Source organism: Trinickia terrae (assembly GCF_005144415.1).
Taxonomy (GTDB): Bacteria; Pseudomonadota; Gammaproteobacteria; order Burkholderiales; family Burkholderiaceae; genus Trinickia_A; species Trinickia_A terrae.
This window is the reverse complement of record NZ_SWJE01000002.1, coordinates 276,524-291,677: the sequence shown is the minus strand read 5'-3', so window position 1 is coordinate 291,677 and position 15,154 is coordinate 276,524. Positions and strand designations below refer to the sequence as shown.

Here is a 15,154-nt window from a genome sequence, read left to right as displayed (position 1 = left end):
CTGCGGATCGGACTATGTCAGTCCGAAAGCGCGCAGACACGCTTGACGGCGTGCGTTCAGGCAATTCATGGTTCGCTTAAAAGATCTCAGGCTCCCCTTGCATATCCCCTTGGAGCAGCGGGAGCACATTGGAGCACGGTAGCACAGGAATACCGGGAGCACCGAAAACGAACAATGAGTTATGAGAAATTCTTGCGCGGTTTCGCGCGATTGCCTACTATCAATAAACACAATTCAAGCGGAACTCCGTCATTCCAATCAAGACTTTAGATGCTTCAGTCGTGCCATACAGACGCGCGTCTCGAATCGTTGCGAGGTGCTTTGCGCCGTCGGACAATGGCATCAACACCGACGTAGAGGAAATTCGATGCTCACCCCAAAGCAAAGCACGACCAAGCGATTGAAGATGGCCGAGCGTGCACAACAATTGATGGATGTCCATTTTCCCGGGATGTCCCCGGCATACCTGTGGCATCGCAAAAAAAATGACGGCTATATCTCGATCCCCCGCACGCTGCCGATTGTGATGCAGGCGATCGACATGCTATCGAAGGGCCAGCCCGCCGGACATACGCTTTTTTGCCTGTGGGCCCGTTCGCCGGATCATCCAGTCGTCACTATCGAAAATCCATCGACGTTCGCCAGCGAAGCAGGTTTCACCGGCGAGCGGGCCGTGGACACCTGGCGACGACGCATGAAGACGCTGGAAGAGCTTTGGTTTATTAGGGCGAAACCTGGACCTTCTGGTGACTTTCACTATGTCCTTCTCACCAACCCCAATGCCGTGGTGGAGTACCTAAGGTCGACGGGGCGCATCCAGGATGGGCTATACGGCCGATTTGTCGATCGGGCGGCCGAGATTGGTGCTCACAGCGAGATCGTCGCGGCGCGCGAAGCGATGGCGGCACAAGCGGCAGCGAACCAGGCTGCAGTGAAGCAAGCGCAAGAATCTCCAGCCGCCGCAGCGACAGCTGCGTTTGTAGGCACTTCTTGATTTAACGCGGTGGCATAGATTGAAGAAAGGGGAGGATCGATGTTCAACAGATTAGCTACCGGCACTCAGCGCATGCCTGCCCGCTGGGTGCCGTGATGGGAAGCCCCAGCCAGAGTCGTTTCGAGCGGCAAACCGGCCGGGGCTGAGGTAGGCACGAGTAACGCACCGTGCGTCGGCCGCAAACCGGCGCACGGTGTCTATTTTATAGCGCGGTGCAATGGTCCGATCAAGGAGCTTGCATTCGAAAATCGCTGTGTGATGTCGCCGTCTGGTCGTATGCATCGTCCCAACCGCTGCTCCGTGACCACAACCCTCGTGGCGAAGATATGCCAGTTTGCGTTTTTGCGCAAACTGGCATATTCTGCAAACACTATGAAGATCGACCCGAAAGAATACCGAACCCCTGGCCAGTTCATCGGAGCACTGCTCGAAACGCGTGGCTGGACCAAGCGCGTTCTCGCCGTAATCTTGGGCGTGGATGACAGCAGCATCAATCGGCTGGTTTCGGACAAGCGGCCAGTTGACGCCGCGATGGCCATTTGGCTGGAAGAAATTTTTGAGGTTCCAGCGGAAGAATTTCTGGACTTGCAGAAGTCGTATGACTTGGCGAAAGCGCGGATCGCGGCTCGCCCCGATCCTGCACGTGCAACGCGAGCTCAATTGTTTGGAGGCTTGCCGGTTGCCGAGATGATAAAGCGCGGGTGGCTCGATGCGGATGACGCTCGTGACGTACCCCGTGTCGAGGCTGCGTTGTCGAAATTCTTTAAAGCCGAATCCCCCGAATTGATCGAAGTGTTGCCTCACGCAGCAAAGAAGACTTTGGTGCATGGCGACCCGACGCCGCCTCAAATTGCCTGGCTTTACCGGGTCAAAGAAATTGCCAGCGAGATGCTTGTGCCCAAGTTCACACAGCAATCCGGTCGTCGAGCCATCGATCGCCTTTCGGAACTCTTGGCTGCGGCCGAGGAGGCCAGAAAGGTGCCGCGAATATTGGCTGAATGCGGAATCCGATTTGTGATCGTCGAATCGCTTGCATCGGCAAAAATTGACGGTGTTTGTATGTGGCTCAATGAACACGCTCCGGTTATCGGAATGACGATGCGTCATGATCGGCTAGACAATTTCTGGTTCGTGCTTCGGCACGAGTTAGAGCATGTGTTATGCGGTCACGGGAAAGATGCAATTATTTTGGATGCCGAACTGGAGGGTGAGCGCGCCGGGACTGGCGATTCCGTGTCCGAAGAGGAGCGCGTCGCGAACGGCGCTGCCGCTGACTTCTGTGTGCCTCGTAAGAAAATGGATGCGTTCATTGCACGAAAAGCACCGTTCTTCGCTGAGCGTGACCTATTGGGGTTTGCGAAAACGCTAAACGTGCATCCTGGTCTAATCGCCGGGCAGCTACAGCATCGGACCGGCCGATACGACCGATTCCGCAATCATTTGGTGAAGATTCGATCAATTGTGGCACCAGGCGCCATGGTCGATGGGTGGGGAGATGTAGCCCCGGTTGGGCCTTAAGAAGGAGCTTTTGTGAATAAGCATCAAGAAATGCAGCGCTTGATCCGGCTTTACAAGGAAACTACGGGCGAAGTGGAAGTTGATATGCATAAGGTCGCCAAGTTCGCGAATGAACGTGGTTGGCCACTGCCGAAGCCTCGTGATCCGTTTGACATGCTCGCGAAGGAGTTTGCGCAGGCGGCACGTCAGGAGTTCCGGACCGACTCCAAGACGGGCAAGCCTTATCGCGCGAACCACGCTTTGCCTTCGACGGTTCGTGGTGTCCAACTAACGTTGTGGATCGACATCGACGAGGCTCCGCGGCATCAGATGTTGAAGTCCTTGATCAACCGACGCGAGCAAATGGTGGGAGACGGACTTCAGTTGTCGCTTGATGCAGACCACTGGAATGGCATCCACGAGGGCGAAGAGCCGATAGATATCCCGATGGACCTAACCGACGACATTGAATGGCGGAAGAATGCGCCCGATGATGAAAGTGAGGCTGCGTGAAAGCTCCGACGACGAAGCGCACTCGGCAAAAAAAATGGCCCCATAAGGGACCATTGAGCAAAAAAGGTTTCTTGAAACTGCCGGTCAAGAAGCCCTTGTGCAGGTCTAACTGCGAGCGGAAGTGTAGTTATAAAAAAAGTTGCTTGCAAGCACAAGTCCACGATCCCGGCATACTCTGAAGGTTGTCAGACGACAAAGACCTTGAACGCTGAACCCTGATAGTTGATCAGATCACCTATTGCCCAGTGCAAAGGAACCTGTATGCCCAAAAAGATCTTCGTAGAACGGCGTGACGAAGGCGACTACGCAGTACGTCGTCCCAATTCACAACGAGCAAGCGACGTGCTTCCTACTCAGCGGGAGGCGATCGAGAGAGCGCGTGAGTTGAACGGCGGAAGTCCCCCGTTGGTCGAGCGTGTTCGCAATACAAGTAACGGCAAGCGGGATCACTGGCGTAAGCCTTGAGGTTCCGGGGTTGGCAAGGTCGGGACACGATTCATATCGTGAGCCCGACCAGCTTCTTTCATCGCGGTTCTATACGATGCCTAGGCATTCAGGTGCACGGCGATTTTCAGCGTAAAGCGATCAATCGGTGCCTAGCGAATGCCGTATTCTGGGCATCCTGATCACGCTCTGGCGCCTTGACGGCAGTCGTGGACGTGGTCAGATTTCCCGCTCGGGCGTTGGTCTGCCCCTTCGACTGACATTTCCTCGTTTGTTATGACTTGTGCCGAACTTCAACTCAAACTAAGCCAGCTAGCAGCCGAAACCCCATTGACGGCCGCGCACGTGGCCGCCGTGGCTGAAGTCCTGCTGCCTGTACCGGACACTCAATCGCTTGCAGGGCGCACGGTCACCGAAGTTGATCTGGTTGAGTTGCTCGGTGAGTCCGAATCGACGTTGAAGGGCTGGAGGATGGTGGGACACGGGGTCGGCGTTCGCTATCGAGCCGGTGATGTCCGTGACTGGCTGAATATCCATGCGGCAGTGGACGGCTTGCCCGTTACGGCGAGCCGGTTCGAGGAAGACGGCGAAGCATACGAATGGGGTGATCCGTTTCCAGCAGTCGTTATCGATGGCCGGATGGCGGGTTTCTTCTCCAGCCTGGACGATGCGGAAGTGGAGCCTGACGGCTACCAAGTGCTGCGCATCGCCACGCCCGCGATTGCCTCGTATTCACCCGCAAGCCTGACGCGGGACCAGTTTGACGGATTGCTGGCGGCACTCGATGCACTGGGTGATTTCGAAACAAAGTTACAGGGCTCTCCAGCGGAGGCGACGGAAATTTTCGATGCCCTGACGGGCAAGATGACACCGGATGCACTGCTCCTGTTTCTGCGCATGTCGCTTGGGCGTGCTGGCGGCGTGGCCGGTCATATTCTGAAAAGCGTACCTGCCGAAATGCGGCGGCAACGCATCAACCCGGCCGACTGGCTGTATCGCCTGTGGCAGGGCAACGGGTTCTGTTCAATTGACTTTGACGGACTGCAATCCGTCCTGGCTGCGGACTACATTGAACTGAACCGGAATGCAATGGTTGCAGAGACAAATGGCAATATCTTGTTTCACGGGACCATTGGGCATCTGCTGGCCGACACGATCGGAGCATTCTTCCAGTTGCAACCACCGGAAGAATGCGAGAACCCGTCCTGTCATCAGGCGTATCACGGGCTGCTCACCCAACTTCTCGGTCAAGGGTTACTGGTCGACAAGGCAAACCGTGACCGGCTGACACCCCGAACCATCGGTGAGCGTGTCCATGCCTCGTCTGGATCGGGCTGGTTCAGATCCATCTTGGGCAAATACGAACTCCGTAAAAAACTGGATGATGAGCTGCCTACAGGCATATACGACGACACTGCCAAGGTGGCCATTAAGCTGTAGCGTCTGCGGATTTTGCGGTCTTCGGAATGCGGGTCAGGCCGGCGTGGGCACGAGCCTGAACTGGTCGCGCGCACTTACGGCCGACCTCAGATCCAGCCGGCCCAGATGATATTCGACCGCCATGGCACCGATCAGATCACGGATTCCCTCACGAATGCCGTGGCGATCCAGTATTGTTTCCGCCGGTCCCTCGATCAGGCTGACCAACAAAAGCTGGAGTAGCTCCACATCGGCCCCATCAACCATTGCGCAACGCCAGCCGCGACGGCCATGGCGAATCCGGCAAGCGTCTGCACGAAATAACCTGATCCGCAAGCCGCTTCAACGGCATTGCCGTCCGGCCAGCCTGGTTTGGACTGTTTTCTGGCTACCGCCCGGGCGGCAGGCTCAGCGAACAGATCGAGCACGATCTGTGTGCGCAAACGTGCGCCACGTTCGATCCCCTGATCCCCCAGAATCTCGTCCAGATAGGCGGCGAAATCGGCCTGTTCCTCGAACAGACGCCAGAGAGGGATATTCACCTGGTCCTCCATCGGACCGATTTTTAGAACCTTTGTTGATCCTCTGGCGACCTTCGCTTTTTCGACAAGCGTGAGCGTTACTAAGTCCGGCGTGCGCTTCCCGCTCATGTAGTGATGCCAGGTGGGTGCAACGCTGCTTCCGTCGCCAAACAGCGCACGGCTCAGGGCAGCATAGGTCTGCGTGTTCGTCCGTCGTTTCAGATCTGCCACCCATGCGCGGGAACGGACCGTGTCCAAAATGCTGCGTGGCTTCGGCCCGGTGTTGTTTTTTTTCACTTCGTCGGCCATGTCTCTCGTCCCTACCTCGCAATTTCGCCGCGCCAGTTGCTCGCAAAGGGCCGGTCGGCCGTCATTTCACCGCGTCCATGACAGCAATCCCGGAAAGCTGTCCGCGAGATTTTGATGGCATCCGGGCAAACTTTCAATCATCGACACGGTGCAGACGAAACCCGGGAAATTCACGCGAAGCACGGTGCCGATCACCTTAACCCTTTATCAATACAGGAGAATCAGCATGAAAAAGCAAACGAAGAAAGTTAAACCTCATCCGTTCACCGTTCCGTCCGATGGTCGCACCTATCAAATCGTGGCAGTGGATTCCTATGCCTGTGGGAGCAGTATCCAGCGGGTTCAGATCATCTACAAGGGCCATTCCTACCCGGCCATCCAGATCATTGACTATGTCAATGCCGATGGTCTGATTGCTGTCGAAGATAGGCACGAAAAAATCCATCTTCAGTACATGAAAGAGAATCCAGTTGTCACGAAAATCGACCGCACGAAAGAGTATTTGGAATACAGCGGCCTGAGCTACGAGGAGCTGCATATGCTGACGATTAAAGAAGGTCTCGCAGTGCTTGAAAAGATGTTTGCTATGGAGGACGGCGACTAAATCAGGCTTGGTTGTAGCGGAAATATGAATCCTATTTATATAGGATAACGAATCAATATTGCTGTGAAAATTCCTGTCGCATGTCTGGCGGCAGGGAATCGAAACTTAATCAAGGAGGTTTACATGGAAGTGATCAATCATGATGTCAGCATTTATGAACAGTTTGAAGTCCACGGTGCGGCCGGGGTCTTCCCCAACATGACCAATGAAGAGTTCTGGCAGCTCAAGAACGACATTAAAAAGCATGGGCAACGGATGCCGATTTTGGTGTATCACGACAAGATCATAGACGGCCGTCAGCGGCTGCGGGCCTGCCGCGAACTCGGGATCAATCCGGTCTATCTCGCCGTCCCGCATCTGGACATGCCGGTACTGTCATTTATCGTTAGCCAAAACCTGCATCGTCGTCACCTGAGCGACAGCCAGCGAGCGATGGTTGCTGCACGCCTGACGAACACGGGTGTCGGAGCCAACCAGCATACCGCTCAGGCGGTATCCCAGAAGCAGGCTGCCGCTGGTCTGCATGTGTCGGTCGACTCAGTGCAACGAGCTGGCAAGGTTATCCGCTCAGGGCACGACGGCCTGATCGAAGCCGTTGATTCCGGCCGGCTCGATGTGAGCAATGCGGCAGCCGTGATTACTCTGTCACAGGACGAACTGGACAAGCTGGTAAGCGAGTCGGCCGAGAAGCTGAACGAGGCCGCCAAGAAGGCCCGCAAGGAGGAAAGTGAGAAAAAGCGAAAGCTTCAGGCGAACGCCGTGCAGGCGATCCGCAACTTGAATCGTCCATTCGATCACCCGGTCGGGCCGTTCAATGTGATCTATGCCGATCCGCCTTGGGACTACATGGCGGAAACGACCCTCGGTTATCCGACGATGGCTACGAGCGAAATCTGCGATCTGCTTCGCGACAGTGCTTCGGTTGCAGACGATGCTGCCCTGTTCCTGTGGGTTCCGGCATCACTTGTGGGCGACGGGCTGAAGGTTATCGAGGCTTGGGGCTTTCGCTACATCACTCAGGCGATCTGGCACAAAGGGGCGGGTGGGATGGGGCAGTATTTCCGTGTCAATCACGAGGTGCTGCTGTTCGGGCTTCGCGGTCACCGCATGCCCACGGTTGCTGCGGAGTCGCGATGTGCATCGGTCTTCCAGTTCGACCGTCGAATGCACAGCCAGAAGCCCGACGAGTTTTACGGGGTGATCGAGAGGATGTACCCGGAACTGCCGAAGATGGAACTGTTCCGCCGTGGTGTTTCTCGCGACGGCTGGTATTCCTGGGGTAACGAAGTGCAGCATGGCCCGGCGGTTCCGCTCGGGCAGCAGATCGTCGATGCGATGGCGATCGAGCCGGTGGCTGGGGAATTGGTGGAAATGGCCGAAGCAGGCGATGCGGTCAACGATCTTGGGCAGGAGGCGGCATAGTGGTAAAAGGCCCTCTGTACATGAGCACATCGCAGAGCGGTTGATGCAGGCAGTTTGATGATTGATGCAGTACAAGAATGGTCGAAATGTGCTTCGACCATTTTTTATTTGTGTTTGCCCTTCGGGCTGGTGTTTCCTTACTGGTGTCTCGTTTGGGACTTCGATCTCCCTCTGATCTGCATGCCGCTCGTGCGGTATCCCGCCGCTGGCTGTGCGCTCACGCGATTTGAGCATGCGGGCTAATTACCTGACTCGGGCCGTTCCGGTCGAAAAACCCCAATTTTTGCCGTGCAATCCTACGACAATAGTGTAATCTTGACCGGACATCTGCCCGAGGTGCGTAAAGATGGCCGAGCATGATCCCTTGCGTTTTGCAACAGGGCTGAGCGCCAAGCTGGCGACGCGGTCCCGTCATGTGTGCGCGTTGTTTGGTGCGGGCACATCGAAGGCATGCGGATTGCCAGATGTGGCTGAGTTACAGCGGCGAATTCTTGCTGCCCTGCCGAAGCCTCAAAGCGATTCATTGACTGGGCTGCTCCACGGGAGGAATCTCGAAGAAGGTTTGAGCAGGTTGAGGCGCATCTCTGCGCTCTTGACTGGCGATCAGGCGATCGATGGGCTAACAGCTGCCGGTGCGACAGAGCTAGATCGAGCGATTTGTAGAGTAATCATTTCGGAAGTCGACATAGGCCACGCTGATCTCACTGCGACGCGCCATTTTGCCGCGTGGCTGGCGCGAGCAAACTATCACTTCCCGGTAGAAATATTTACGGTGAATTATGACCTTCTCTTCGAGACGGCACTCGAAGAGCTGCAGGTTGCCTACTTTGACGGATTCATAGGAAACCTTCGGGCAAGATTTCAAACGGATCTAGTCGAGACCGCTCCGGGATCAGAGCAAGACTCAGTGCCCGCTTTCTTCACGCGCCTTTGGAAGCTCCACGGGTCAGTGAATTGGGCATGGGATGCCCGGCAGGTGGTTCGCGTCGGCCAAGCCGTGGGCGAAGAGGTCGCGGCGGCAATATATCCATCCGATACAAAATACGAAGAGTCACGGCGCGTTCCCTTTTTGGTGCTGCAAGACCGGATGCGCAGGGCGTTACACCAGCCGGAGACACTTGTAATTGTCGGTGGCTATTCGTTTGGTGACGCGCACCTCAATGAATTGCTGTTCGATGCCGCTGTTCGCCGGGAACGAACCGAGATTGCTGTCTTCTGCTATTCAACTATTCCTGAGCTACTTGCTGAGCGAGCGCTGCTTACTCCGAACATACAGGTAGTTGGGGATCGCGAAGCCATTATCGGAGGCATAAGGGCTGCGTGGGCAGTGCCGGAAAATAACATAGGCGGGATATTTGAAGATGGCCGCTTTCTGCTGGGCGATTTCCGGCGATTGGCGCAATTTCTGGCGAAAAGCGCCTCACGAGAGCCCGATGTTGACGGTCGTCTGCGCCAGCTGCTTGATGCAGTAGCGCAGAACCTGCCTGCAGATGGAGGAGCGTGACAATGCGCGATCTTGATCCGACATGCGTAGGTAAGGTCCGTCACGTCCTTGGGTCAACCATTACCGTCGCCTTGAATCCCGACTTGGCTGGCGTGGCACCGATCTATAAAGGTCAGTTGCAACCTATCGGGCAGATCGGTTCATTGGTGCGAATTCCGCAGGGTCTCATCGATCTCATTGCGACCGTCACTTTGGTAGGAATCTCCGAGCTTGCCGACAAAGTAGCTCCATTTGACGCGGTTCAGCGAGACGAACGGTGGCTTCAGATTCAACTGCTCGGAGAAATTGATCGCGCAACCGGGCGGTTTCAGCGCGGGGTGGGCACGTTTCCAGGCCTCGATGACCCAGTGCATTTTGCGACCCCTGAAGAGTTGGCGGCCATATTTCCGCGAGCGGATGAAACGCATCTTCGTTTGGGTCGTTTAGCTGCGGCCGAAGATGTGCCGGTGTGTGTGAACGTATCCAAATTTGTCGTCCGTCACGCAGCGGTCGTGGGATCGACTGGATCTGGTAAGACGAGCGTTGTCGCCTCGCTGATGCAGAACTTTGTGCGTGGAGGATGGAGTGCGGCAAACATAGTAGTTGTCGATCCGCATGGTGAATATGCTCGGGCACTTGCCGACAGCGCGTCGGTTCGCAGTGTATTGGTAGGACGGGCCGAAAACCGATTGCGGGTCCCTTATTGGGCGCTTCCCGCCGTAGACATAATACGTATCTTTACAGGTACGTCGGGCGGTGCGAGCTTCATCAACAGATTCAATGAACTGGTTGCTCAAGCGCGGCGGGAATTCGTAGCGGCAGCAGAGTGGCTAAACCTAGATCCCACTGCGGTAACCGCCGATACTCCGGTTCCGTTCGATATCCGTCCCGTATGGCACAGACTGGACTCCGAGAACCGTGAAACTCGCCGCGTCAAGGCAGATTCGGCGACAGTATGTAGGGAGGATGAAGGTGACCCGGCCACGCTTCGGTCGGCAAGATTCACCCCATATGGGCAAGGCGGCCAACCGCCGCATCAAGCGCCGACTTACGGCGTGTATGGTTCCATGCCCGAGTTGCTACGGCTTGGGTTGCTTGACCAGCGACTCAGATTTTTTCAAGAGCCTATGGGGAATCATGCGGGACCGGATCCTCTCGTGGAAGTTATGCAGGAATGGCTCGGTGGAGATCGACCCGTTTCGGTGCTTGATTTCAGCGGCGTGCCAGCGACGGCGGCTGATCTCGCTATTGGCGTAGTTCTCAATATGCTATTTGAGGTCGCGCTCAGAAGCGAACCGGAGGGGCCAGGTATCGGAAGGCCAAGCCCGGTTTTGATTGTCCTTGAGGAAGCTCACCGATATTTAGGCGAATCGGCAAACGCAACGACTCGTGAGTCGGCAAATCGTATCGCGCGTGAGGGACGCAAATACGGCGTGGGGCTCCTGCTCGTCACGCAGCGACCAACGGAACTACCGGATACAGCGCTGGCGCAATGTGGGACTCTAATCGCTCTTCGTTTGACAAACGCAGGAGATCAAGGGGCAATACGTTCCGCCTTACCAGATATGGTGGCAGGGCTTGCTGCAGTTTTGCCATCGCTGCGGACAGGCGAGGCGATAGTGAGTGGGGAGTCGCTTGTGCTACCAGTCAGGGCAATGCTGGACAAACCGAATCCCATGCCGCTAGCCGAAGATCCCTCGCTTGAATCATGGCGGATGGATCCCCAACTGCCTGATATTGCTGCGCCTTTGGCGGCTTGGCGCGGAACATACGAGGCTGAACATGAATGATTGGATACCCGTGGCCGGCTCAACCCGGATTGTTGCGGAAAAATACGACGCGGAGTCTGAGACAATTTACGTGCGGTTTCCCGATGGTGTTGAGTGGTGGTATTCGGGCTGTCCTCCGCATGTTTGGGAGGCGTTTACAGCACCTGGGCAGTCGCGAGGGCAATACATCCATCAAGTGCTCGACTACAAGCCAAACGGTCGTTACGCTGGCTAATTGATTGTGTTTGGTGTTCAGATGCGTAAAGCTCTTCAAAACCCTGGATTCCTGCTCATTTTTTCTATGTTGGCTGTCGGGTTGTCTGTCCATGCTGACCTGGGAAAGTCGTCATGGGCGTGGTTCCAGCGATCAGGGGCTATTGTTACGTTGGCCGGAGCATTGCTCGGTTACCGCAGCGTCATTCGCCTAGGCCGACATGGTGTGGGCGGTGCATCCATGCATGTCGCAATGGGAAAACTCGTCTCAATAGATGACTCTGGTCCGATTCAGACTGCAAAGATCAAATACGACGAAGAGACGATCGAGCGGTTTCGTCAAGATGGTCTGGACAAGGTCGCAGGTTATCTCGGCGCGTGGATGATCGTTCTTGGTACTGCCATTTGGGCTTATGGCGATTTGCTCGGGCAAGTTTTCTAGTGTCTCAGTCCAAGGGGTGCCGTTGCTTCCTGGAAATATTTGCTGACGGTCTTGATGTTCATGCCGGTGTGTTCCATGAGCAGGCGACGGCTGAGTTCGTTTCCATAGATGGGATATAGCTCATTGGCTGCCTTGACAAGTGTGTCCAACGATTTCTGCCGACGTACGGCATTGGTATGGTCTGCTCCGCTGCGCATGCGTTCGATGGCTGTTTCATCGGTGAAAGACAGGACACGGCGACGGCTATCCACCGAGTTGCGATTTTTCCAGTGCCATTTGGCGACGGATCGAGCGGTAGCCTTGATTTCCGAAAATTGCAGAGGCCTGTCGAATTGCGCATTGATCTCTTCGGCTCGGGCGAGGGCGGTTTGATACCACGCATCGAAGTCGCCATGCTGACGCACGGCACTGTATGCCCACAGACGAAGCGTATGGAATAGTTCGTCGTTGCGGCCTTGGATGACGATGTTGTCGGGAAGCGAATGCGCGGTCGACCGCTTTGGCAAGTCGATCCATTCGGTAAAGTCCGTCAGATCGTAGCTGGCCGGGAATGTGATGACTTCCCACGCAGGATGCAGCGGGTTCTTCGTGAGCGTGTGATTGAATGCGGGGTCCGCTGACAGGCGGGATTCCATCTCGGACTGGATCGCCTCGAAATAATCCTGGGGGGCACTTCGGCTGGTCTTGTGATATGCAACCGGCGTATTGAGCCGATAGAGCATATGGCTATGCCCGTTCTTGCGGTTCACGGTGATGATGGTCGGGGTGGGCAAGTTGACATCCTCAAACCGGCATGCCGATGCGGGGCTGTCGAGGTCAAAGCTGAGGTAGGCCCGGTAGACCGGGTTCAGTCCGCAATAAGCGAACTGATCGACTTTCTCGCGTTTGCGAAATTTGGTGCCTTCGGCGAAATCGTTGGTGGTGACTACGGCCTTGTTCAGATGATTATAGAAATCTTCTAGTTGTTGGTTCATTTGTTTTGTTTGTTAGTCTGATGACTAACAAACAAAACTTTTGCCTTACAGTCAAGTCTGAATCGACCACACATCTACACAATCGGAGCAGTTGCACTAGGTTGCATACCTAATGCTGGGTTCTTTCGTGCCTGCGTTGAACTGAAGGCGCTGGCTCCATATGGATTGGATTTTCGCGCGCGTAGGAAGCTCAACACGGAATCATTGCTAGTATCGAAGTTATCAAAGAGAGCATATTTTTGACAATACGGTACAAACGCCTTGCCCCTCTCAGTCATACCGTTAAAGAATAAAAATGCGAGTTCGATCCATGATAGTTGAGCGCGCACCAGAGCGGCGTATTCCCACCGTTGCTCCGGCGTGAGTAGACTGGACGACGTGCTATCGATCCACTTGAAAAGGCGAAAGAGTGTTCTGAAGTAGGCGTCGAGCTGAAAGGAGGCCCCTTTGTAGAGATCCTCCCATCTTTCGAGCAGGATTTCCTGAGCCTGTGCTTGAGCAAACTCAGGAAGTGTTTCGAGCTTCGTGAATGAAGCTGCGATGAGCGAATTGTCATACTCGCCCGGCGCTTCGGTTTCGAGTAGCCATCCCCGAAGTTCTGTCGATACCGTATCCTCATCGAACGTTGCAGTGTACCAATGCTCTAGCGCATGCAATCCTCTAATATTGCTCATTGCGCGTTCGATCGGTTGTAGTTGAACGGCATTGAGAATATCTCTGTGTAGCGAAAGCCATGAAAACAGGGATTGCTCGAACCCCTGAATTTGAGTCGCGGCGAGTTGCTTCCTGGTTGCCGCAAGCTGCTCCGAGAAGTTGTGGGCTGTGTCCCGAGCGTCCGCGCGCTGAATCTGGAGCGTGCGCCAAAGGATGACGATAGTCGCGAACCCAGCGATCGGGCCGATAGTACCCCCGACGTATTCGCCATATCGAGCCCATTCCTCCGTATCGGCGACTGGGAAGTGCGGAAACCGAAGTGCGTAGCAAAGCAGAACAATTAGCGATGCGAAGGTGACAACAATGACGATCCAGAATACCAATCGTGCGTCATCCGATCGCATAGAAGGCTTTACGGTCTGTGCCAAATTAGAACTATAGGTGGTAGTCAAGCGAATTCCCCACTTGTGTCGTATAGATAGCGGAACATGCGGCACCGAGAGTTCATGCTGAAGGCTCAGAAAACGGTGAAAGCTCGGCGATGATTGAAGTTGCTGAAATCGATCCGCTCGTGGAAGTCGAGGGCTTCAATGGCGGCCTTGAGCGTTGGCATGGGCAGCATATGCAGGTAGTCGAAGTGCGCATTGCCTTTGCCTTTTTCCGCGTGGCCGGTCAACTGATAGATCGTGCTGTTATTCACGTTCAGTCCGGCAAACCGGGTGATGGTCGTATGTCTGAGCGAATGAAAGCAGGTTGCGTCGGATTTAACGCCGAGCTTTTGCAGATATTCGGAGAATCGTCGGGAGAGGTTTTTCTTCGTGCCGTTGTGCCCGTCGATCAGATACCAGAACAGCCGTTCGTTTTCACGGTCAGGCACGGACTGAACGCGCTTGACGAAATCGAGAAGGCCGAGTTCGATCAGCTTCGAGTGAATAGGAACCGGGCGGTTACCTGCGGGCGTTTTGGCATCGAGCACGCGAAAGAACGGGATGCCGTCTTGCTCTTTGATATCAGCGATTTCAAGGGATGTTGCTTCCTCAATGCGCATGCCACTATAGAGACAGATGAGCGGACCCCAGAAGTAGTCGGGTTTGATAGCGAGCTTCTGGTAGTTTTTCCAGTCGAATATCACAGCAAGATCGTCGTCGTAAAACATCTCCCGCTTCTTGATGGCATTCTTCGCGTTCTTGATGAACATGTCATCAACGGGATTCCGTTTTACTTCCGCATAGCCGTTACCAGCTGCAAATGCGAAGAAGCTCTTGATATGCGACAGGCATTGATTGACCGTGTGAGCAACGCGGCCCGCATTCAGCATCTGTGTTTTAAACGCCGTAAGGTCTTCCTTCGTGTAACTGTCGATCAGCTTGTCCCCGGCCTGGTCGATGAAGAGCTTGAGTGTCTGCTTGTGCTTGTAAACGGTGGCTGGCTTCAGGCTGGATTCAATTTCCTTGATGTATCCCGGCACAATGGCGGCCATGAGGTGCGTATGCTTTTGGGGCGGCGCGGTTTGCGGCGATCGCTCTGCCGACCGGATGCGGTCAGGGCTGGCTGATGGTTTGGGTGCGGCGTTTTGTCGCAGCGATGCCATCTGTTCGAGAATTCTCAATCCTCGTTCCTGCTCGTCTTCGGTGTCCGCTTCGAAAACACCCTCAGCGATGTTGATCTTGAGAAGTTCCCTGACCTTGCTCAGGTCGATTGGCTTGCTCATTTCGATCCCATAGTTGAGCATCGCGGCCATTGCGCGAGCCTGTTTGTTGTTCCTGGTCCGAAGCGAAGTATAAATGCTTGTCTGATTAATCTGGGCGGCCAGATGACGGGGAAGGGTGTAGCGGAAATAGAAGATGCCTGTCTTGCTGTCGCGAACAAGCCGGGGGATTTTGATGGGCACTCGAT

Annotated in this window: 16 protein-coding genes; 11 read left to right on the top strand and 5 right to left on the bottom strand. The window is 55.1% G+C overall.

Annotated elements, in window-relative coordinates; translation table 11 throughout:
- Positions 1–367 precede the first annotated feature (367 nt).
- The 5 genes from FAZ69_RS04565 to FAZ69_RS04545 all read left to right on the top strand — a co-directional run bounded on the left by FAZ69_RS04565 (position 368) and on the right by FAZ69_RS04545 (position 4,888).
- Positions 368–994 carry a hypothetical protein gene (locus FAZ69_RS04565; protein WP_136892750.1) on the top strand — a complete coding sequence of 209 codons (627 nt, stop codon included), beginning with the start codon at positions 368–370 and terminating at the stop codon, positions 992–994.
- A gap of 372 nt (positions 995–1,366) precedes the next feature.
- Positions 1,367–2,512, top strand: a complete 1,146-nt coding sequence (locus tag FAZ69_RS04560; protein WP_059709616.1) for an ImmA/IrrE family metallo-endopeptidase — start codon at positions 1,367–1,369, stop codon at positions 2,510–2,512.
- A gap of 12 nt (positions 2,513–2,524) precedes the next feature.
- On the top strand, positions 2,525–3,004 hold the full coding sequence (locus tag FAZ69_RS04555) for a hypothetical protein (protein WP_059709556.1): 480 nt from the start codon (positions 2,525–2,527) through the stop codon (positions 3,002–3,004).
- A 261-nt stretch (positions 3,005–3,265) separates the two neighbouring features.
- The gene (locus FAZ69_RS34185; protein WP_081070442.1) at positions 3,266–3,469 is read left to right on the top strand and encodes a DUF2188 domain-containing protein; all 204 of its coding nucleotides are present in this window, start codon (positions 3,266–3,268) and stop codon (positions 3,467–3,469) included.
- A 333-nt stretch (positions 3,470–3,802) separates the two neighbouring features.
- On the top strand, positions 3,803–4,888 hold the full coding sequence (locus tag FAZ69_RS04545; protein WP_136892749.1) for a hypothetical protein: 1,086 nt from the start codon (positions 3,803–3,805) through the stop codon (positions 4,886–4,888).
- Between the two features lie 33 nt (positions 4,889–4,921).
- Here the strand turns inward: FAZ69_RS04545 and FAZ69_RS33180 are convergent, their stop codons facing one another.
- Positions 4,922–5,095 carry a hypothetical protein gene (locus FAZ69_RS33180; RefSeq protein WP_169708554.1) on the bottom strand — a complete coding sequence of 58 codons (174 nt, stop codon included), beginning with the start codon at positions 5,093–5,095 and terminating at the stop codon, positions 4,922–4,924.
- Positions 5,083–5,697, bottom strand: a complete 615-nt coding sequence (locus FAZ69_RS04540; protein ID WP_136892748.1) for a hypothetical protein — start codon at positions 5,695–5,697, stop codon at positions 5,083–5,085. Before FAZ69_RS04540 ends, FAZ69_RS33180 begins: the two co-directional genes overlap by 13 nt.
- A 226-nt stretch (positions 5,698–5,923) precedes the next feature.
- Between FAZ69_RS04540 and FAZ69_RS04535 the strand changes: the two genes are divergently transcribed.
- The 6 genes from FAZ69_RS04535 to FAZ69_RS04510 all read left to right on the top strand — a co-directional run bounded on the left by FAZ69_RS04535 (position 5,924) and on the right by FAZ69_RS04510 (position 11,630).
- The gene (locus FAZ69_RS04535) at positions 5,924–6,301 is read left to right on the top strand and encodes a hypothetical protein (RefSeq protein ID WP_136892747.1); all 378 of its coding nucleotides are present in this window, start codon (positions 5,924–5,926) and stop codon (positions 6,299–6,301) included.
- Positions 6,302–6,424: 123 nt separating this feature from the next.
- A complete protein-coding gene (locus FAZ69_RS04530) occupies positions 6,425–7,723 on the top strand; it encodes an MT-A70 family methyltransferase (RefSeq protein ID WP_136892746.1) in 1,299 nt (432 codons plus the stop codon).
- Between the two features lie 346 nt (positions 7,724–8,069).
- Entirely contained in the window at positions 8,070–9,227 is a 1,158-nt protein-coding gene (locus tag FAZ69_RS04525) for an SIR2 family protein (RefSeq protein ID WP_136892745.1), read from the top strand.
- Between the two features lie 2 nt (positions 9,228–9,229).
- Positions 9,230–10,996: an ATP-binding protein gene (locus FAZ69_RS04520; RefSeq protein WP_206171172.1), complete on the top strand. Its 1,767-nt coding sequence runs from the start codon at positions 9,230–9,232 to the stop codon at positions 10,994–10,996.
- Positions 10,989–11,210, top strand: coding sequence for a KTSC domain-containing protein (locus tag FAZ69_RS34410; protein WP_096507154.1), 222 nt, complete (start codon positions 10,989–10,991; stop codon positions 11,208–11,210). Before FAZ69_RS04520 ends, FAZ69_RS34410 begins: the two co-directional genes overlap by 8 nt.
- A 21-nt stretch (positions 11,211–11,231) precedes the next feature.
- On the top strand, positions 11,232–11,630 hold the full coding sequence (locus FAZ69_RS04510) for a hypothetical protein (protein ID WP_136892744.1): 399 nt from the start codon (positions 11,232–11,234) through the stop codon (positions 11,628–11,630).
- On the opposite strand, the gene FAZ69_RS04505 is transcribed toward FAZ69_RS04510, so the two are convergent.
- The 3 genes from FAZ69_RS04505 to FAZ69_RS04495 form a co-directional block, all read right to left on the bottom strand.
- Complete coding sequence (locus tag FAZ69_RS04505; protein WP_136892743.1) at positions 11,627–12,604, bottom strand: replication initiation protein; 978 nt, start codon at positions 12,602–12,604, stop codon at positions 11,627–11,629. The two genes, FAZ69_RS04510 and FAZ69_RS04505, sit on opposite strands and share 4 nt — an antisense overlap.
- Before the next feature lie 74 nt (positions 12,605–12,678).
- Positions 12,679–13,710 carry a putative phage abortive infection protein gene (locus FAZ69_RS04500; protein WP_136892742.1) on the bottom strand — a complete coding sequence of 344 codons (1,032 nt, stop codon included), beginning with the start codon at positions 13,708–13,710 and terminating at the stop codon, positions 12,679–12,681.
- A gap of 65 nt (positions 13,711–13,775) precedes the next feature.
- On the bottom strand, positions 13,776–15,149 hold the full coding sequence (locus FAZ69_RS04495; RefSeq protein ID WP_136892741.1) for a site-specific integrase: 1,374 nt from the start codon (positions 15,147–15,149) through the stop codon (positions 13,776–13,778).
- Positions 15,150–15,154: the final 5 nt, after the last annotated feature.

Coding starts and splice junctions, on each gene's coding strand:
- FAZ69_RS04535 (WP_136892747.1), top strand. CDS start 5,924: ATGAAAAAGCAAACGAAGAAAGTTAAACCTCATCCGTTCACCGTTCCG.
- FAZ69_RS34410 (WP_096507154.1), top strand. CDS start 10,989: ATGAATGATTGGATACCCGTGGCCGGCTCAACCCGGATTGTTGCGGAA.
- FAZ69_RS04560 (WP_059709616.1), top strand. CDS start 1,367: ATGAAGATCGACCCGAAAGAATACCGAACCCCTGGCCAGTTCATCGGA.
- FAZ69_RS04505 (WP_136892743.1), bottom strand. CDS start 12,604: ATGAACCAACAACTAGAAGATTTCTATAATCATCTGAACAAGGCCGTA.
- FAZ69_RS04565 (WP_136892750.1), top strand. CDS start 368: ATGCTCACCCCAAAGCAAAGCACGACCAAGCGATTGAAGATGGCCGAG.
- FAZ69_RS04530 (WP_136892746.1), top strand. CDS start 6,425: ATGGAAGTGATCAATCATGATGTCAGCATTTATGAACAGTTTGAAGTC.
- FAZ69_RS04510 (WP_136892744.1), top strand. CDS start 11,232: ATGCGTAAAGCTCTTCAAAACCCTGGATTCCTGCTCATTTTTTCTATG.
- FAZ69_RS04540 (WP_136892748.1), bottom strand. CDS start 5,697: ATGGCCGACGAAGTGAAAAAAAACAACACCGGGCCGAAGCCACGCAGC.
- FAZ69_RS34185 (WP_081070442.1), top strand. CDS start 3,266: ATGCCCAAAAAGATCTTCGTAGAACGGCGTGACGAAGGCGACTACGCA.
- FAZ69_RS04520 (WP_206171172.1), top strand. CDS start 9,230: ATGCGCGATCTTGATCCGACATGCGTAGGTAAGGTCCGTCACGTCCTT.
- FAZ69_RS04525 (WP_136892745.1), top strand. CDS start 8,070: ATGGCCGAGCATGATCCCTTGCGTTTTGCAACAGGGCTGAGCGCCAAG.